Genomic DNA, 18,066 nt, shown 5'->3' with positions numbered 1-18,066 from the left:
GCTCTGTTTTGAGAAACTTTGATTTATCATCGTGTTCTCTCGGTACTAATAAGTAGCGGGTAATTTTTTCGTCGGCAATAATAGCATCAGGCGGAATTTTCATATTACTGTTTCTACGACTTTCCCCGCTTTGTTGCTTCTGCAAGCATAGTGATGGATAAAGTCGAGCTTAAAGCGCATTATATAACTGAGTATGTTAAAATACTTAATGGGGTAGGCAATTCCGGCTGCTGCGCGGTGGTTCGTGGAACAACAATCCGAGGAACTGTCGCTCGGCGAATCGCAACAGGAACGCGCGTGATAATTAGGAACAACAACGTGGGTTTTCGGGTTGTGATTTCCGTCCTCAGCACTCTTCTGCTGTCAGAATTAGTGAATGGGAATTCATTAAGCGTACCATAGAAGAGTCCAGACCTATTCCAGTGAAGTTGGTAACAATTTCCGAAAATAAAACCGAGTTGGGTAGCTTGGTAGGCTGTAAAGTCGAACAGTTATCTGACTCATCTAATACGAGATATTTTTTAAATAATTGCAGCAATAAATAATTCCTAAATCAGAACCCCATTTTCTTCAAGAAAACGGGGTTCTGCTCACATGAAAGAAATAAATTCTACTTACAACCTAAAGACTCGCGAGTATCAACACCAGTTTTAGAATTGACACCACTAGCTTTCGTACAGAGTTTTTTCACCTGTACACCATCTAAAACTGCATTGGTGAAATCTGCACCAGTGACATCAACATTATTAAAAATAGAACGCAGCATCATCGCATCTGTTAACACTGCATCACTTAAATCAGCATTCTTAAACTGGGCTAGATAAGCAATACCATTACTGAAATCGACACCATGCAGATTTACGCCCTCCAACACAGTACCGTTAAACACCCCACCGCGTAAGTCAGCGTTGCTAAAGTTAGCATTCTTTAAATCTACATTAGTAAACTCAGCACCAACTAAACTTTGACCAACAAAGTTTTTAGCTTTGAGTTCATCCCCAGCCGAACGGGTAATGCTAGAAGAACTAGCAGCCTCCGCCGCCAGAGGAAACAAAAACAAAACCATAGCTAGAACAAAACTAGCTAGCACTTGCCAATATCTCATAATTTATTCTTAACAAAACTCAACACTCCCATTCAATATTAAACATCAGATGGGAGTGGTGAGAGGTGAATTCCCAATTCCCATAGAAGTAGGATATATATTGAAGTGCGATCGCATAAGCAAAACTACCTGTGGCTAATCAACAAGAAACTGCCGAAACCTTAGCGCGAACCCCTTTATATCAACAGGGTGTAAAACTCAAAGCCCGCTTTACCAGCTTTGGTGGTTGGGAAATGCCGGTGCAATATAGCGGTATTTCCCGCGAACACGAAGCGGTGAGAAATAACGCTGGGATGTTTGATATTTCCCACATGGGTAAATTTACCCTCCAAGGTAAAAACCTGATTTCTCAACTCCAGGGTTTAGTACCTTCAGACTTGAGTCGTTTGCAACCAGGTCAAGCCCAATACACTGTATTATTAAACCCCCAAGGGGGAATCATTGATGACATCATCGTCTACTACCAAGGAGAAGATTCCACTGGTACACAACAGGTATTCATCATTGTCAATGCAGCCACCACCACCAAAGATAAAGCATGGTTATTACAGCACCTTGATCAAAACGAGGTCAAGTTTCAAGACCTTTCACCAGAAAAAGTCTTAATCGCTGTCCAAGGGACAAAAGCCATCAAATATCTGCAACCCTTTGTCCAAGAAGACTTACAACCAATCAAAGCTTTTGGACACCTCCAAACCACAATACTAGGTAAACCCGCCTTTATTGCCCGCACAGGTTACACCGGGGAAGATGGCTTTGAAGTATTACTAGACCCAGATGTAGGGGTAGAGTTATGGCGTAGTCTCTCTAATGCTGGTGTCACCCCCTGCGGATTGGGCGCGAGAGACACTCTACGCTTAGAAGCCGCGATGGCACTTTACGGACAGGATATTGACGACACTACCACACCCCTAGAAGCCGGGCTGAGTTGGCTAGTCCATCTCGATACCAAAGGAGATTTTATTGGTCGGGCTGTTTTAGAACAACAAAAAGCCGCCGGAGTGCAACGCCGACTCATAGGTTTACAAACCCAAGGACGCAATATTGCCCGTCACGGCTACCCAGTGATTGCAGACGGTAAAGTAGTAGGAGAAGTTACTAGTGGGACTCTATCGCCTACACTGGGTTATCCCGTAGCTTTAGCTTATGTTCCCGCCCAACTCTCGAAGGTGGGACAGCAACTAGAAGTAGAAATTCGTGGTAAGGCATACCCAGCAAATGTAGTTAAACGTCCCTTTTATAAGTCGAAAAACAAGGTTTAGGGAGTGGAGACAAATCAAGTCAAAAGTCAAAATTAGTTAACTGGGGACTGGGACAAGGGAGGATGACTAATGACTATTGACTTATTTTGACCAAATTTTACAGAGGTTAGAATCCCCATACTTAAAAGTAGAGGATTTGAATTTTGAATTTTGAATTCCCCGAAGGGGTTGGACTACTAAATGTGTTGTAAGATACTCAAGCTTACTTGCTAAGTATGATCTGAATTACCGTTAGAGCGATTGTTTTGATATTGCAGAGGAAGAGAGATGTCGTCGTTTGAATACCCTCAAGATTTAAAATATCTGGATACTCATGAATATGTGCGGCTAGATGGCGAAATTGCCACTATCGGCATTACAGAATTTGCCGTAGACCAATTAGGTGACGTGGTATTTTTGGAATTGCCAGAAATTGGTGATCTGATTACTAAAGGAGATACCTTTGGTTCAATTGAATCAGTCAAAGCTGTCGAAGACTTGAATGCACCAATAACCGGCACAGTTATAGAACGCAATGAAGCTTTGATTGAATCCCCCGAAGCCGTTGCAGATGATCCCTACGGTGAAGGCTGGTTCTTAAAATTACGCGTCAATGACCCTGATGATGTAAATGATGCGTTGACTGCGGACGAGTATCGCGCTGAGGTGGAAGGGGAATAGGGGACTGGGGACTGGGAATTTTAGATTTTGCGGAAAGTTCTGTAGGCGGGTTTCCCAACCTAGGAACGCCACTTGCTACAAGCCGGGAAACCCGTCCAACGCAGTGGCTCAACTTTTCAAGACGGATTTGGGATTTTAGATTGAAACCCAATCCAAAATACTTGTACGCTAACGTAAATCCAAAATTGAATTGCCCACTCCCCACCACAAAGTGATGAAATTATCAATAAATCAATAGACTACTCCGACCTGTCAAGAGTATTTGTTGCAAAATATTAATTAGTTATATCTGGAGTATTAAGTTTGTGGTATCGTTTGCCTCTATTTCTCAGTCTAGCGATGGGCTACGCCCCACCGAAGGCGATCGCCTTCATCAATCACTAGAAAAAAAAGATAATTTTATACAAAGGCATATAGGCGTAAATTCTCAAGACATCCAGCAAATGCTTGAGGTGTTGGGATTGTCTAGCCTAGATGATTTAATTGATAAAACAGTACCGACAGCAATCAGGCTGAATCAAACCCTACAGTTACCAGCAGCACAAACCGAGTACGCAGCACTGGCAAAGTTAAAACAAATTGCCGCGAAAAACCAAGTGTTCCGCTCATACATTGGTATGGGATATTACGACTGTATTACCCCCCCTGTGATTGGGCGTAATATCCTGGAAAACCCTGGTTGGTATACAGCTTACACCCCTTATCAGCCAGAGATAGCCCAAGGGCGACTTGAAGCACTGCTAAATTTCCAAACCATGATTATTGATTTAACGGGTTTGGAAATTGCCAACGCTTCATTATTAGATGAAGCTACAGCCGCCGCCGAAGCTATGACGATGAGTTACGGCGTGTGTAAAAATAAAGCCCATGCCTATTTTGTTTCCCGTGATTGTCATCCCCAAACTATCGATGTCTTGCAAACACGGGCGAAACCTTTAGGCATTGAAATTATTATCGGTGATCATCAGACCTTTGATTTTGCTCAAACAATTTTCGGGGCAGTTCTACAATATCCCGCTAGTGATGGTACTATCTACGACTACCGCGCTTTTATTGAAAAAGCCCATGCTCAGGGTGCATTGGTCACGGTAGCAGCAGATCCCTTAAGTTTAACTCTACTCACCCCTCCCGGTGAATTTGGGGCGGATATTGCTGTCGGTAGCACCCAACGCTTCGGTGTTCCCTTGGGTTTTGGTGGCCCTCATGCGGCATACTTTGCGACTAAGGAAGAATACAAGCGGCAAGTTCCAGGGCGCATTGTGGGTGTGTCTAAAGATGTCCACGGCAAAACAGCTTTGCGTCTAGCTTTGCAAACTCGTGAACAACATATCCGCCGGGAAAAAGCCACCAGTAATATTTGTACTGCACAGGTGTTACTAGCAGTGATAGCGAGTATGTACGCCGTCTATCATGGGTCAGAGGGACTAAAAAATATTGCCGAGAATATTCACCGGCTAACTGCTATCCTGGCAGCAGGATTAAAGCGTCTGGGTTACAAGATTAATTCAGAAAATTTCTTTGATACTTTGCAGGTAGAGTTAGGAACACAAAACCTAGAAGCTATTCTTGCGGGTTGCCAAGCCAGAAATATTAATTTGCGTGTTTTCAATGATACTGCTGTCGGCATCTCTTTAGATGAAACCACCACCTTAGAAGAAGTCATTGAACTCTGGCAAATTTTTGCTTTGACTGATAACTTACCCTTCACCGCCGCAGAATTAACATCTGCGTCTCATCTCCCCTTCCCTCGTACTAGCAGCTACCTAACTCACCCCGTTTTCAACTGCTATCATTCCGAAACAGAGTTATTGCGTTATCTCCATAAGTTAGAAACCAAGGACTTATCTCTCACAACATCGATGATTCCCTTGGGTTCTTGTACCATGAAGTTAAACGCCACAGCCGAGATGATTCCAGTGACATGGGAGGAATTTGGCAAGATACACCCCTTTGCACCGCCATATCAAACACGGGGTTATCAAATTCTGTTCCAACAATTAGAGGCGTGGTTAGGAGAAATCACAGGCTTTGCGGGAGTTTCCCTGCAACCCAATGCAGGTTCGCAAGGGGAATACACAGGACTTTTGGTGATTCGTCAATATCACGACAGCCGGGAAGAAGCGCACCGGAACGTTTGTTTAATTCCCACCTCAGCCCACGGTACAAATCCGGCTAGTGCGGTAATGTGTGGGATGAAGGTGGTAGCAGTCGCCTGTGATGCTAACGGTAATATTGACGTTGCGGACTTAAAAGCCAAAGCAGAAAAACATAGCCATGAACTGGCAGCTTTAATGGTGACTTATCCCTCAACTCACGGCGTATTTGAGGAAGCAATTCAGGAAATCTGCGCGGTAGTTCATAGTCACGGCGGCCAAGTCTATATGGATGGGGCAAATATGAACGCCCAAGTGGGTATTTGTCGCCCTGGTGATATTGGTGCAGATGTGTGTCACCTGAACTTACATAAAACCTTCTGTATTCCCCACGGTGGCGGCGGCCCAGGTATGGGGCCAATTGGTGTTGCGTCCCATCTTGTCCCATTTTTACCGGGACATCCGGTGTTGGGGACTAGGAAGAATGCAATGTCCAATTCCCAACTTGGTGCTGTGGCTGCTGCACCTTGGGGAAGTGCTAGTATTTTGGTGATTTCTTGGATGTATATTGTCATGATGGGTGCAGATGGGTTGACGGAAGCTACCAAAGTGGCAATTCTCAACGCCAACTACATCGCGAAGAAATTGGCAACCTACTATCCAGTGTTGTACAAAGGGCAGAATGGTTTAGTTGCCCATGAATGTATTTTAGATTTGCGCGCCCTCAAAAAATCCGCCAATATCGAAATTGATGATATCGCTAAACGCCTGATGGACTATGGTTTCCATGCTCCGACTGTCTCCTGGCCTGTCGCGGGGACAATCATGGTTGAACCCACAGAAAGCGAATCGAAGGCAGAATTAGACCGTTTTTGTGATGCGCTGATGGCAATTCGCCAAGAAATCGCGGAAATTGAGTCAGGTAAGATGGATGCTGAAGATAATCTCTTAAAAAACGCACCCCACACAGCCGCAAGTCTCATCGCTGGCGAGTGGAATCATTCCTATTCTCGTGAACAAGCCGCCTATCCTGCACCGTGGACACGCGAACATAAATTCTGGCCGAGTGTCGGCAGAATTGACGCGGCTTTTGGTGACAGAAACTTCGTTTGTTCTTGTCTACCAATGGATGCTTATCATTGACTTGATTGAGTGCTGAGTGCCGAGTGTTGAGTGCTGAGTGTTGAGTGCTGAGTGCTGAGTGCTGAGTGCTGAGTGCCGAGTGTTGAGTGCTGTGTGTTGAGTAAGGAGAAGAGTAAGCTGCTCAAAGCCCCGCTTCCGCTAACAGCACTGTTAACTCAGCACTTTTTCCTATTAACAATACCTTCGCCATTTTTTTGTAGCGGGGCGGAGCATTGTTGTGAATTGGTTCACAACCATTGTCCTCCTCGGAATCGTGAACGGGGAAATAAAATTCGCATGATGCTTTGAGAAGCTATAAATACTGATAACCAAACGACGCTGTAATGTAATACAAAAGCATCTAAGTCTATAGAATCTTTGGGTATAGGTGCTGGTAAAAAGCCAAAAATTTTGACTCCACAAAAAACAAATACTAATTCCCAAATACCAGCCAGGAGTTGATAGGCAGCTGGCCAGTCCCTATCCCAACGGAACTTTTGCAGATAGTTATAAAGTACATCCCACCCTAAACCGAAAATCGCAACATAGCCAAGTATCCAAAAATAGATAGAATCAGGAGAGCCGTAAATTAAACCTGTTGCAAAGGGTAGAGATACTAGGACACCGACAGTAGATAGTAATAATAACCGAGTTTGCCAACGACCGAACAAAGTTGGTGTCATAAGCGTGCTGATGGCTGATTAGAGGAGATGCGATGGATCGCGTCTGTATAAGAGATGTGGGTATTGCTTTTCTAGGATAGTTCTAATTGGTACTCAAGTCGAGGGTGATAGGTTGCTAGTGCTTCCCAATTAACAACATCTTCTAACAAAGCTTGATAACCTAGGGTATTGGGATGAAGACCATCTTCACTTAAGTGATGCTTGCACCAAGTATCGCCGCGTGCCATCCAGCGATCAAAAATATCTAAATAGGGAATTTGCCGTTGGGTACAAGCTATTTTAGTGGCTTCTTTGTAGCGGTATTGATCGACATGATTGTAGTACAAACAATCTAGAAAAGGCATTTTAGCTTCATTGACGGGAACTACGCCCACAAATAATACAGGACAAAGTTGCTGTGCTTGGTCTAATAGTGTAGCGATTTCTGACTCAAATACAGCAAAGTCTGTATAGTTTTTGCCATTGGGACGGCCTAGGCGTGGTGAATCATTTACCCCTACAGAGAGGATAATTAAGTCGGGGACACGATTTCGCAGTTCACCTCGATGGCGAAATTCTACTTCTAATCTTTGTGCTACTTGCTGGGTGCGATCGCCTCTTACTCCCAAATTGTACAGGACATGACCAGAACTATTTGGCAACATCCACGATCGCCGCAATTGTTCTACCCAGCCCCCCTTTTCGGGGTCGCCAAAGCCGTATATTAAACTATCCCCCAGTGCGACAATCTTCAAAGGCTGACATTGATTTGGTGATAAAGACAGCTGCATTGAGGAAGGAACTGGTAATGTTTGCATCTTAAAAAAATTTATCTTATATCTTTACAAGATTCTATACATTTCTACACCATTAAACAGTATATTTTTTTATTTTTTCCGCCAAAATTTTACCTATATGCAGTATTGGCGTTAATTAAATATGGAACTACTGCGTCTTTGCGCGGCCAATTCCGTATGAGGAAGCGCAGCAAGAAAGGTAATGAGACTGACATCAACAAGACTCCTACCCACCAACCAGAACGCAATTGTTCCAAAGTGTTGACTGCTGATGTCGTTGTTGTTTCAGCACCACTAGATAAAAATCCCATGCCCGATGCTAGTAAATTATTCCAGGCATGGCAGGCAATGGGTACAATTAACGACCGGGTTTTGATGTATAAAACCCCCATGACAAGGCCAAATACAGATAATCCTAAAAAGTTGGCGTGTAAAACTCCAAATAAGATTGACGAAACCACCAAAGCGGAACGAAGACCCCATTTAGCGGCCCAACGCTGTAAGATAAAGCCGCGAAAGATAAATTCCTCGGTGATGGGGGCAATAACTACGTAAGCGATCGCTCCCAGCAGATTGTAAAATAGCGGTGCAGAGTTACGAGGCGCAGGATTGTTGGCAACTTGCTTGAGTAAGGCTTCGATGAAATTAGGTGCAACCCATGATAAAAGGGAAAACGACACTAGATAAGCACTAATGGAAAATAAAATCATCAACAAAACCAAACCTAATGTCGAGAACCATTTATAGTTCTTGGGAACACTTCCCATTAAATATTTAAGGTTAACGCCTGTGCGCTTAAAGTCTGCCAGTGTCCAGAGAGACAATGAACAAAATATCAGGATGTAGAGAACTAGTATTGAAGCTTGACTATTTAATTTTTGCCCGCTACCCTCCTGCACTAAGCCTTGTACTAAGCCAATACCAAAAGATATCAGCAAAAACTGCCAAAACAGGTAGCGAACCTTGAGTTTTTGAAAGGGATTATCTAGATTTTCATTCATCGGGATTAGGGACAAATCAATTCAAAATTCAAAATTCAAAATTCAAAATTAAATGACTCTTGCGGATTAGGGACTGGGAAATCGTTACCTTCACTCACAACTCAGCATCGGCTAAACGCCGCGCTACCGCTAACAGCACTCACAACTCACAACTCACAACTCAGCACTCAGCACTCAGCACTCAGCACTCAAGATGGTGATTGATTCGACACCCACTTTAACCACTGTCCAAAAGAACTGAAGGGATTTAAACGATGGACTCCTGGCGCACGGGCGGAGGCGAGTCCATCAACGGCGACTAAGGCGGAGTATTGCAAACCGAGGAAACTATCAACGGCTGCATAGGGGCCACCGAGGGTAATTGCCCCGGCTACATACATTTGACCTTTAGCATTTCGCATTTCGGGGATTTCAAAGTTATTGGCGACAGCCAAGCGTCCCAGATAGTTTAGAGGTAGATTGTAATGCTTCACCAAATCATCTAATAGAGGATTGGCTTGCACTTTGGCATCTAAACCTGTGGCATCAACAATAAAATCAGCCACTAATTTCATTTGACCAAAGCCTTTCTCTTGGATTTGGCTGATAGTGCGATTTTGTGCGTCCCTTTCTACTGTTAATACCTCCCCGAAGGTGATTTGATACCAACCTTCTTTTAAGCCATTTTCAGTAATTTGCTGCCAGTCTAAACGGTCGGCTGTGGTTGTACCACCCCAGTCTGAGAGTAAGCGTTTGCGTTCGTCTGGTGTGGCTTTTTCTAGCATGACTCGCAGTTCACCACTCCAACAGGATTTGGGCCAGTTGAAGGGTTGAAATTCGTAATGATTTTTGACTAGCCGTGTGGCTTTTTGGAATGTGTTGCCTTGGGGTTTAGGCGATCGCATTAAATGCAAAACTGTAATATTGGGATTTTTGCGTCTGGCTTCATAAATGCGCTGCACAATCCGCGAAGCTACAATTCCCCGTCCCCGAATTAATACAGTTCCACCTTGGCGTTCTAATTGCTCGTATACATGATCGTGTGCTTCATAAGCATTCACGACGGATTTAAAATCTTGATATTTTTCTCTATAAGCCTGCAAATCATCGAGAAACTGAATTGCTGGATACCCAGTAGCTAAATGTATATAACGACAAACGACAAAAGCGTGATTACCTTGTCCACGAGAATAGGCTACACAATATCTACCATCATCAGTTTTGCGAATTGCTCTGACTCGTCCATAACGATAAATTTGACTCCAGCCAATCCGTTTGGCTTCTCTGTCAATAGAATCAAAAACATTGGTTGCACGGGGAGTATAAGTTTCCGCAAAGGTTGGTTCTCCAAATACTTGCCATAAGTACCGCAATGCTGTGTTTGGCTTACCTTTAGTTAAGTCGTGCCAAGCTTCTCGCCAAGCATAGCTAGGCCAACCCCAAATATTATCAGGACAAGAATCAGAATTAGACCGCAGTCTTTCATATAAAGGAATTTGGGAATTCAAACACAGCCGTTTATAACGAGCATAAGGTTCTGGTTCTAATCCCAAAGCCGCAATTTTTTCTGCACGCACGCCGCTAATTCGCAGTAAATCAGACCAGATAAAACTACCTAGTCCTCCCCCAACTGCCAAAAAATCATATTCATCTACAGGTAAACCTGTCGCGTGGAGTGCTTGGACAACAATCTGTTGTTCAGCTTGAAATGCCGGTGGGGGAAAATTACTTCCCAAAGGTGTAACAGGACGAGCTGGCGGTAAGCTCGGATCGGGGATATTAGTATGAGGATTAAATTGAATTAAAGAAGGGAGACTGGTGATTTGTGGACTGGCATTACTACCCAAAGTCACCATCATTATGTAGGGGCCAATTTGCAGCGTATCACCATTATTGAGAACACTACGCGGTTGGCGTTGACCATTAACAAGCACACCATTCACACTGCCTTGGTCAATCACCACAAATTGATTGTTTTCCCAAGCAATCAAAGCATGGTAACGAGAGATTTCATTACTATTTAACAACATTCGCGCAACGCGCTTTCCGTCCACTTCCGCAGGCAACCGAGCAAATTCTCGACCAAAAGCTATCGGCACATTTAACGTTGGTTCTCGCCGTTCCCCCGTTGTTGGGTCTTCCCAAGTCAATTGAATTTGTAGGTTAGTCACGTCGCTGCGCTCCGAATTCAAAATTCAAAATTCAAAATTCAAAATTAATTATCCCCAGATTTATCTGTGAGCTTAAATTAATGTTGTTTTATTTTTTAGTCGTTACAACACGTAATTACGAATTACGAATTACGAATTACGAATTGTTTAATTCCCCGGTGCGACTAATACACTGACTGCCGCAGCTAAAGATGTACCACACCAGGGACAGCCTACTTGTAAATTTTCAATTCGGGACACTTTATGGCATCTAGGACACTCTAAGCCGTAATTTCCTTGTGCTGGTGTTGCTGGATGGTTGTGTATATGGGGTGTGACTGGCTGTTGTTGAGGCACTGGTGGCTGTTGTTGCAGAGGGGCTGTAACTTGACGATTTTGATGCACTGGTGGCTGTTGTTGTACAGGGGGTGTGAATTGGCGATTTTGATGCACTGGTGGTTGGGGTGGAGCTAAAATTGTGGCTGCAATAGTATTAATATTCACAGCAGTAACTTGGAGTTGTGCTTGTCCCAAGTAGATGATGCTACCTTGATTTAGAGGTCTTTCTCCTTGGATGAGTTGTTGTCCGTCTATAAGGGGAGGATTTTGCGATCGCAAATTTCTGATATAAAAACTTTGCTGCTGAGAATTAAAAAATACTTCTATATGCAGCCCAGATACAGTTGGGTTTGTCAAAACAATGTCACACTGGAGTGGATCTCTACCAATGCGGACAGTGCCAGGATTTTTACTTGGCTGTTGTTCGTAAATTTGCTGAGTTTTGTTTTGACCAGCATCATGCCACTGTAAAGTAAGTGCGTTCATTGTTCCAACTTGGGTAACTCGTATTTAGCTACTTCAACTACTTTCTGTGCGATTCCTAACACGATTGAGCGGTAGTAAGCAAGTTTTTAGAACAAAGTTCAACAAAATAATACGATGAGTTGTTACTATTATTACCTAGGTACTCACAAGAAAAATCAAGGCTTGGCGATCGCAAACATTAAAATAAGCCTTTTTTGCGTAACTCCTGTTTGTCACCCCTATCACCTGTAACCTGTAACCTGTCACCTATCAGATGCTAATTTATCAGCGATGCGAGTAGTTTCTGGCAACCGATATTTTGGTGTGCAACGCAACACGTAGTCAATAGCCGTGGGTAAACTGATTTTATGCCCACTGGAAACATACACAGGTTTTACTCCGGCGCGAGTTCTTAAAACTGCACCAATAGTTTCACCGTGATGTATTAATGGTTGCCAACTACCTTTGGTGTCTGGTAACTCTTCATGTTTACCAATAAGTAAGGATTTTGCGACCCCAATGGTTGGTATGTTGATGATGACTCCTAGGTGACTTGCTATACCTAACCTACGGGGATGAGCGATTCCCTGACCATCACACAAGATAATATCTGGTGTGGTTTGAATTTTTTCTAAGGCATCAAGTATTGCTGGTATTTCTCGAAATGATAAAAAACCAGGAATGTAAGGAAATGTAGTAGGACGGTATGCTAATTGGGTTTCGATGACTTGCAACTCAGGAAAACTCAGCACCGCCACTGCTGCACGGCTAATAGTACCATCGGCTTCAAAACCCATATCGACACCAGCAACGTATTTTACCTGTTGCGGCAATTCATCCTGTACAATTACTTGATTCCGTAATTCTTCTTGAATAGCGATCGCTCCTGCCAAACTCTGAGGCCAAGCATGGGGTTGATAAATCTTCATATTTTTAAGTAATAGTTAAAAGCTTTTTTCTAAAAAAGCTAATGATAACTGTGTATCTACAGTTGTCCTTAATTTTAATTTATTTGTACTTTCTGATAGAAGATGAACACGCATCCTGGTCAATTTATGAGGGAGACTCTGCGAGATATTACCCCCAAACTACTACCAATTTTTGGCTTAATTATTCCCAAAAGCTAATCCCAATGATTGACAGCAATTTGTAAAAATTTGTAATGATTTGCTAGTCCGCAGTCATTGATGCTGAGATTCATCTCGATAGACAATTATTGCATAAGGAGAATAAAAATATGCGTAATATTCCAAATACCTCTAATGGTAAGTTCAAATATGGTTTTTATTTAACTGGAGGGATATTCTTCTTGTTTTTAGCTATCATGTTTCGTCCATTTACAATTGTAAATGCGGGTGAACGTGGTGTATTGATGCAATTTGGTAAAGTCCAAGATCAGGTTTTAGATGAAGGACTGCATACGATTATGCCCCTTGTCACATCGGTTAAAAGAATTAGTGTGCGCGTGCAACAAAATACCTTTCAAGCTGATGCGGCTTCTAAAGACCTCCAACAACTGAAAACAGAATTGGCTATCAACTGGCACGTTGACCCCAGTAAAGTCAATAGAGTGTTTCAACAAGTCGGAGATCAACAACAAATAGTGACCAGCATCATCACTCCGGCTGTATCTGAGGTTTTAAAGGCTGCAACTGCAAAAAAAACAGCAGAAGAAATTATCACCCGCAGAACAGAATTGAAGGAGGAAATTGATAATAATTTAAAAAATAGACTTCAGGCTTACGGTTTAATAGTCGATGATGTTTCTCTAGTAAATTTTTCTTTTTCTCCAGAATTTAGTAGAGCCATTGAATCTAAACAGATTGCCGAACAAGAAGCTAAACAAGCAGAATTTATTGCTAAAAAAGCAACTCAAGAAGCTCAAGCTGATGTTAACCGTGCGAAAGGTCAAGCGGAGGCGCAAAGATTACAAAGGCTAACTTTAACGCCGGAGTTATTGCAAAAGCAAGCAATAGAAAAATGGGATGGCAAGTTCCCAATGGTTATGGGTGGTAATGGTTCAATACCATTAATTAATATTAATCCTAGTAGTTTGACTAGCAAAAATAACTAATAGATATCTGGTGAAAAAGTAGAGACGTAGCGATGCTACTTCTCTACTTGAGTTTCAGGTAACGCTAACATTAAGCAATATTTAGCACTTTACGTAAGATTGCTTGGTCTTCGAGCTTGACTTTTAAGCGACCATTTTCGACATCTCGAATCCAGCTTTGGCTTTTACCTGTGAGCTTGGCTAATTCTCGTTGAGAGAGATTTAATGTTTTTCGTGCCTGTAAAATCTGCTCACCAACTAAGTCATCTGTGGTGGGAGATTTACGTCTGACTCTAGCGGTGCGCCGTTGCTTTTTTTCTGATTCTGAGATTTGGCGTTCCCATTCTGGGGGTAATTCAAAAGCTAAAATCCGTGCATTCATTAAGAGATTCCACTTACCACGGGGGCCGGTGTCGGTGAGGCGGGTTTCGCCACCAGCGTCATTAATCCAAAATTCTAATGCTTCATCAGGATCTTCGGGAATATCCATTAACTTTGCCCAGAGGGGTTGAATTTCTAGGGGATAGGTAATGGGGTCGAAGACGGGTTTAATGCCATGATGGTTGAGAATTTCCAAATCGCTTTCAAATGTCCGTAATAGACGTTTGCGTTCTTCTCTGTGTCGGGAAGCTAGGGAGACTTTTTCTTCGCCATAGGCGATGCGGAGCAAGGTAGGAACAGTGATGCGTTGTTCCTTACCCATTTTGGTTTTAAACAGCAACCACAGCATTAGCCTAACTGCGCCTTCATGTTGCTGCCAAATGCTCATGACTGTGGTTAAGACAGTTTTGGGCAGACTACCATATTGGTAGAATGAACTACGTTCTTTACATCCTTGTTTGTTCAAGAAATATTGAGACCATATCCCGGCGCGGATTTTAAAAGTTAGTCCGATGAGATATTTGCATCCTAGGTCATCTTCTTGAAAGTGGTGTTGAATGTTGACCAAGTGCCACAAGCGGCTATTTTTAACTGAAAACCCCTGGACTCGACCTTGTTGGGGCCAGTCGAGGGAAATAATCAGTGAACAAGCTTGCAGCACAAGGTTTTTCATTAAGGAAAGTTTGGCAATTTTACTTAGGTCTTTGCGTTTCTCCAGTCCTAAATATTTCTCTAGTTGTCGTTCGTCAATGGCAAATTCTTGCGCCCAAGGTTGATCTAAAGCTGTAGCATGAGCAGCAAAAATAAGATGGATACAAGCGGCGCGAATATCTAGCGTCTCAATTGCACTAATATCTTTAGCGTGTTCGCTGACTTGAAATGGATCTTGGATGTGAAAGGCGATCGCACCCCGTCCTTGATTAACTTGTCTGCTATAACAGAGATAGCCTGCTTCATCCTGTTCCCAATTGAGGGATGTACGCTGCGCTAATAGGTTGCAAGCTTCCCAAATAGCGATCGCAGAAGCAAATGGGTTATTCTTGCCATTAGAAAACAAGTCTGAACTGGTAGCATCTCTCGGTTCTATTTTGCATCTCCCCTTCTTCGCCTGCCACGGGATCGGAGATTTGGTTGGACAAGCTATTACACATTGCGGTTCAGGATAATAGCCTTCACAATTATTACAAAGACAAGGATCTATCCAATATTGATTGCCTTCTATTTTGATTGCACCCGTAGGACATTGGGGACGGCAGTTGTCACATCCAACGCAATTTTTGTTAGGAATTGTATAAGGCATATTGGCTCTTTTCCCACTTGAATCGTTGAGATGTTCGGCTTAAGTCTCCCCTGGATGTGTCCTGTTTATTTTGCATTTGCTACCTAGTTATTTATTCAGCAGTAAAAATATTCTTACTGGAATAATTGCCCACATCCATATTTAGACTTTGCACCCAATCAGAAGCTATTTTCGGCTATTAATTGGAGATTAATTTTACTTCTTCATTAGATAAATATTTCATAAATATTTTGATGATTTTGTTCGTAATGAGCTTAGAAAAGGTTATTAAAAATTCAATAAAATTTAGTTGGTGAAAATTTTCATTGAACCTTAAAGCCTTAACCAAAGTATTTATATTGAATATTTAAGACCATAGTTATTCGATTTGTTAAGTTTATTAATAACTTGAATATTTAACTCATAGTAATAATCTGTCATGGCGATGACAAATTCGATGGGTGATGAAGTAATTCTTATGTTTATGATTTTTTCCATGATTGTGATTAAGGCATTGATAATCATTTAGCAAAAAATAGCTTTGCCGGAAGTATATATTTATAGATATCGAAAAAATCATTTTGTGTATTGAGATACAATTTATAGTCTAAAATATGTAATTATCAGCAATTTGCTAATTAATTGCATAACCTTATTAGTATTTTTATAGAGAATTACTTGTTGTGTTTGTATTTATTAATGCAATACGGTGTTGCTATTATTAGAGATACCACATCTAAATAAATTTTTAAGATAATAAATCCTGTATCATTCACAGACGGATAGTATGTTTAATATAAGGACAATATCAAATCATTAATCATAATTTTTTTCATTTAAGCATAAGCATATATTAGGGGCATAATTTTGTATACAATTAGCATTTATTGACTCTACAAATTAATCACTTGATAACAAAATAACTAGATAAAATTAAAGTAGGATAAATATTCAAGTACCAACAAGTTTATTGGCAGGATAGCCGGGAGTTTAGTCATGGCAGTAGTTACAGGATTGACATTTGGCGGCAAGACTTGGACACCTAAATTTGCTCAATCAATCAATAAGGACAAATGTATCGGATGTGGCAGATGTATTAAAGTATGTGGTTATTCTGTGCTGGATTTGAAAGCACTCAATGAAGAAGGTGAATTTGTGGATGATGAAGAAGATGATGAAATCGAGCGCAAAGTCATGGTAGTTGCCAACCCAGAAAACTGCGTTGGTTGTGAAGCTTGTGCGCGGATTTGTCCTAAAAATTGCTACACCCACGTTGCCTTTGAAAACTAATATGTGTACCAAAGAATACTGTTAGTAGTGACATAAAAATACTCGGCAAGGTAAATAGAGGGGAATATTTTAAACTTTACGGACGGTAAAAAGTTCGTAGAAAACAAATGCGTAAACCACTACTTGTTTACTATTAACAAATTCATACTTGCTATTACAACTAACAGTGTTCTTGATGGGATTAAGCACAAATATACTTGTTCGTCAACTTCACAATCTATTGTTAAGTTTTGGGGGTAAGATATGAAGATATCTGGAATAATTCCCCCGATTTTTATTTTCATAAGCTAGAACTTTAATAAGTGAAAAAAACATTATCTGGTCAATAATGTAAAAGCCTATAGCTGGGGAATAGGGACTATGTGTGATAAAGCAATGCTCAATACCCCATGCTCCGCGCCCAAAGCCCCTAATACCAATAACTAAAAAGCAGGTACTATGCAACAAATTCCTGTTTCATTATGGACTCTGATTGCTGGAATAGTAATTGGAGTAATCAGTCTGTGGATAGGTCAAAATCACAATCTATTGCCTGTACAAGCATCACTACAAGCACCCTTGGTAGACGAATTTTTTAATATTATGTTTACCATTGCTGTAGCCCTATTTTTGGTAGTAGAAGGCACGATTTTGATTTTCTTGTTCAAATATCGTCGTCGTCGGGGTGACAATACCGATGGTGTAGCGATCGAAGGTAACATCCCGCTAGAAATCTTTTGGACGGCAATTCCATCACTGATCGTAATTTGCCTAGGTATTTACAGCGTAGATGTCTTTAACCAAATGGGAGGGTTAGAGCCTGGGAGTCATCCCAGTCATGCAGCTCACACCTCTGGAACGGCTATGGCTGGTACTCTAGATGATATGACAGCTAAAACTGCTCCCAGCATTGGGATTGGCGCATCTCCTACAAATCAGGCGAAACCTGCGGATTTGGTGGTGAATGTGACTGGTATGCAGTTTGCTTGGTTATTTGACTATAACAACGGCGTTAACTCTGGGGAACTGCACGTTCCTGTCGGTGCTGATGTGCAGCTTAATCTTTCAGCACAGGATGTAATTCACTCCTTTTGGGTACCTCAATTTCGGCTCAAGCAAGACGCAATCCCTGGTATCCCTACCGAATTAAGATTTGTAGCGACTAAACCAGGTACATATCCAGTAGTTTGTGCTGAACTTTGCGGTGGTTATCACGGTTCGATGCGGACACAGGTTATTGTCCACACACCAGAAGAGTTTGATAGCTGGCTGACAGAAAATCAGGTTGCTCAACAGGAGAATCTTCAACAAGCTGTTGCTGTTAACCCAGCGAATTTGTCTACATCAGAGTTTCTCGCACCTCATGTTCAACACTTGGGGATTGATGCAGCAAGTTTGGAGTCATTGGTCAATGTTCGGTAGAGACGCATAGACGCTCAGAGAGAGGCT

At 42.0% G+C, this 18,066-nt stretch carries 14 protein-coding genes; 6 read left to right on the top strand and 8 right to left on the bottom strand.

What is annotated here, in order from left to right:
• Positions 1-610: 610 nt before the first annotated feature.
• A complete protein-coding gene (locus tag VB693_RS25205) occupies positions 611-1,105 on the bottom strand; it encodes a pentapeptide repeat-containing protein (RefSeq protein WP_190703780.1) in 495 nt (164 codons plus the stop codon).
• 131 nt (positions 1,106-1,236) lie between these two features.
• Between VB693_RS25205 and gcvT the strand changes: the two genes are divergently transcribed.
• The 3 genes from gcvT to gcvP all read left to right on the top strand — a co-directional run bounded on the left by gcvT (position 1,237) and on the right by gcvP (position 6,263).
• Positions 1,237-2,367, top strand: coding sequence for a glycine cleavage system aminomethyltransferase GcvT (gcvT, locus tag VB693_RS25200; RefSeq protein ID WP_323268645.1), 1,131 nt, complete (start codon positions 1,237-1,239; stop codon positions 2,365-2,367).
• Between the two features lie 267 nt (positions 2,368-2,634).
• A complete protein-coding gene (gcvH, locus tag VB693_RS25195) occupies positions 2,635-3,027 on the top strand; it encodes a glycine cleavage system protein GcvH (protein WP_190703776.1) in 393 nt (130 codons plus the stop codon).
• 305 nt (positions 3,028-3,332) lie between these two features.
• Complete coding sequence (gene gcvP, locus VB693_RS25190; protein WP_323268644.1) at positions 3,333-6,263, top strand: aminomethyl-transferring glycine dehydrogenase; 2,931 nt, start codon at positions 3,333-3,335, stop codon at positions 6,261-6,263.
• Positions 6,264-6,490: 227 nt separating this feature from the next.
• Here gcvP and VB693_RS25185 read toward each other — a convergent pair whose 3' ends face one another.
• The 6 genes from VB693_RS25185 to nfi all read right to left on the bottom strand — a co-directional run bounded on the left by VB693_RS25185 (position 6,491) and on the right by nfi (position 12,564).
• Positions 6,491-6,925: a hypothetical protein gene (locus VB693_RS25185; RefSeq protein ID WP_323268643.1), complete on the bottom strand. Its 435-nt coding sequence runs from the start codon at positions 6,923-6,925 to the stop codon at positions 6,491-6,493.
• A gap of 71 nt (positions 6,926-6,996) precedes the next feature.
• Positions 6,997-7,722 (bottom strand): GDSL-type esterase/lipase family protein, encoded by a 726-nt coding sequence (locus VB693_RS25180; protein ID WP_323268642.1) that lies wholly within the window; start codon positions 7,720-7,722, stop codon positions 6,997-6,999.
• Between the two features lie 89 nt (positions 7,723-7,811).
• Positions 7,812-8,702: a type II CAAX endopeptidase family protein gene (locus tag VB693_RS25175; protein WP_323268641.1), complete on the bottom strand. Its 891-nt coding sequence runs from the start codon at positions 8,700-8,702 to the stop codon at positions 7,812-7,814.
• Positions 8,703-8,890: 188 nt separating this feature from the next.
• The gene (locus tag VB693_RS25170) at positions 8,891-10,852 is read right to left on the bottom strand and encodes an FHA domain-containing protein (RefSeq protein ID WP_323268640.1); all 1,962 of its coding nucleotides are present in this window, start codon (positions 10,850-10,852) and stop codon (positions 8,891-8,893) included.
• Between the two features lie 147 nt (positions 10,853-10,999).
• The gene (locus VB693_RS25165; protein ID WP_323268639.1) at positions 11,000-11,656 is read right to left on the bottom strand and encodes an FHA domain-containing protein; all 657 of its coding nucleotides are present in this window, start codon (positions 11,654-11,656) and stop codon (positions 11,000-11,002) included.
• Between the two features lie 242 nt (positions 11,657-11,898).
• Complete coding sequence (gene nfi, locus VB693_RS25160; protein ID WP_323268638.1) at positions 11,899-12,564, bottom strand: deoxyribonuclease V; 666 nt, start codon at positions 12,562-12,564, stop codon at positions 11,899-11,901.
• A gap of 308 nt (positions 12,565-12,872) precedes the next feature.
• On the opposite strand from nfi, the gene VB693_RS25155 reads away from it, so the two are divergent.
• Complete coding sequence (locus VB693_RS25155; protein ID WP_323268637.1) at positions 12,873-13,709, top strand: prohibitin family protein; 837 nt, start codon at positions 12,873-12,875, stop codon at positions 13,707-13,709.
• A gap of 70 nt (positions 13,710-13,779) precedes the next feature.
• Here VB693_RS25155 and VB693_RS25150 read toward each other — a convergent pair whose 3' ends face one another.
• Positions 13,780-15,369: a helix-turn-helix domain-containing protein gene (locus VB693_RS25150; RefSeq protein ID WP_323268636.1), complete on the bottom strand. Its 1,590-nt coding sequence runs from the start codon at positions 15,367-15,369 to the stop codon at positions 13,780-13,782.
• A gap of 975 nt (positions 15,370-16,344) precedes the next feature.
• Between VB693_RS25150 and fdxB the strand changes: the two genes are divergently transcribed.
• Together fdxB and VB693_RS25140 are read left to right on the top strand one after the other, a co-directional pair.
• Entirely contained in the window at positions 16,345-16,638 is a 294-nt protein-coding gene (gene fdxB, locus VB693_RS25145) for a ferredoxin III, nif-specific (protein WP_323268635.1), read from the top strand.
• Positions 16,639-17,076: 438 nt separating this feature from the next.
• Positions 17,077-18,039, top strand: a complete 963-nt coding sequence (locus VB693_RS25140; RefSeq protein WP_323268634.1) for a cytochrome c oxidase subunit II — start codon at positions 17,077-17,079, stop codon at positions 18,037-18,039.
• Positions 18,040-18,066 lie beyond the last annotated feature (27 nt).

Origin of the sequence: Anabaena sp. UHCC 0399 (assembly GCF_034931465.1) — a bacterium.
GTDB classification, from domain to species: domain Bacteria; phylum Cyanobacteriota; class Cyanobacteriia; order Cyanobacteriales; family Nostocaceae; genus Trichormus; species Trichormus minutissimus.
This window is presented reverse-complemented; position numbering and strand designations above follow the sequence as displayed.

Bases quoted from the DNA above. Each gene is read 5' to 3' on its own strand.
- VB693_RS25140 (WP_323268634.1), top strand. From the start codon at position 17,077: ATGCAACAAATTCCTGTTTCATTATGGACTCTGATTGCTGGAATAGTA.
- VB693_RS25205 (WP_190703780.1), bottom strand. From the start codon at position 1,105: ATGAGATATTGGCAAGTGCTAGCTAGTTTTGTTCTAGCTATGGTTTTG.
- VB693_RS25155 (WP_323268637.1), top strand. From the start codon at position 12,873: ATGCGTAATATTCCAAATACCTCTAATGGTAAGTTCAAATATGGTTTT.
- gcvH (WP_190703776.1), top strand. From the start codon at position 2,635: ATGTCGTCGTTTGAATACCCTCAAGATTTAAAATATCTGGATACTCAT.
- VB693_RS25175 (WP_323268641.1), bottom strand. From the start codon at position 8,702: ATGAATGAAAATCTAGATAATCCCTTTCAAAAACTCAAGGTTCGCTAC.
- VB693_RS25165 (WP_323268639.1), bottom strand. From the start codon at position 11,656: ATGAACGCACTTACTTTACAGTGGCATGATGCTGGTCAAAACAAAACT.
- nfi (WP_323268638.1), bottom strand. From the start codon at position 12,564: ATGAAGATTTATCAACCCCATGCTTGGCCTCAGAGTTTGGCAGGAGCG.
- VB693_RS25185 (WP_323268643.1), bottom strand. From the start codon at position 6,925: ATGACACCAACTTTGTTCGGTCGTTGGCAAACTCGGTTATTATTACTA.
- fdxB (WP_323268635.1), top strand. From the start codon at position 16,345: ATGGCAGTAGTTACAGGATTGACATTTGGCGGCAAGACTTGGACACCT.
- VB693_RS25180 (WP_323268642.1), bottom strand. From the start codon at position 7,722: ATGCAAACATTACCAGTTCCTTCCTCAATGCAGCTGTCTTTATCACCA.
- VB693_RS25150 (WP_323268636.1), bottom strand. From the start codon at position 15,369: ATGCCTTATACAATTCCTAACAAAAATTGCGTTGGATGTGACAACTGC.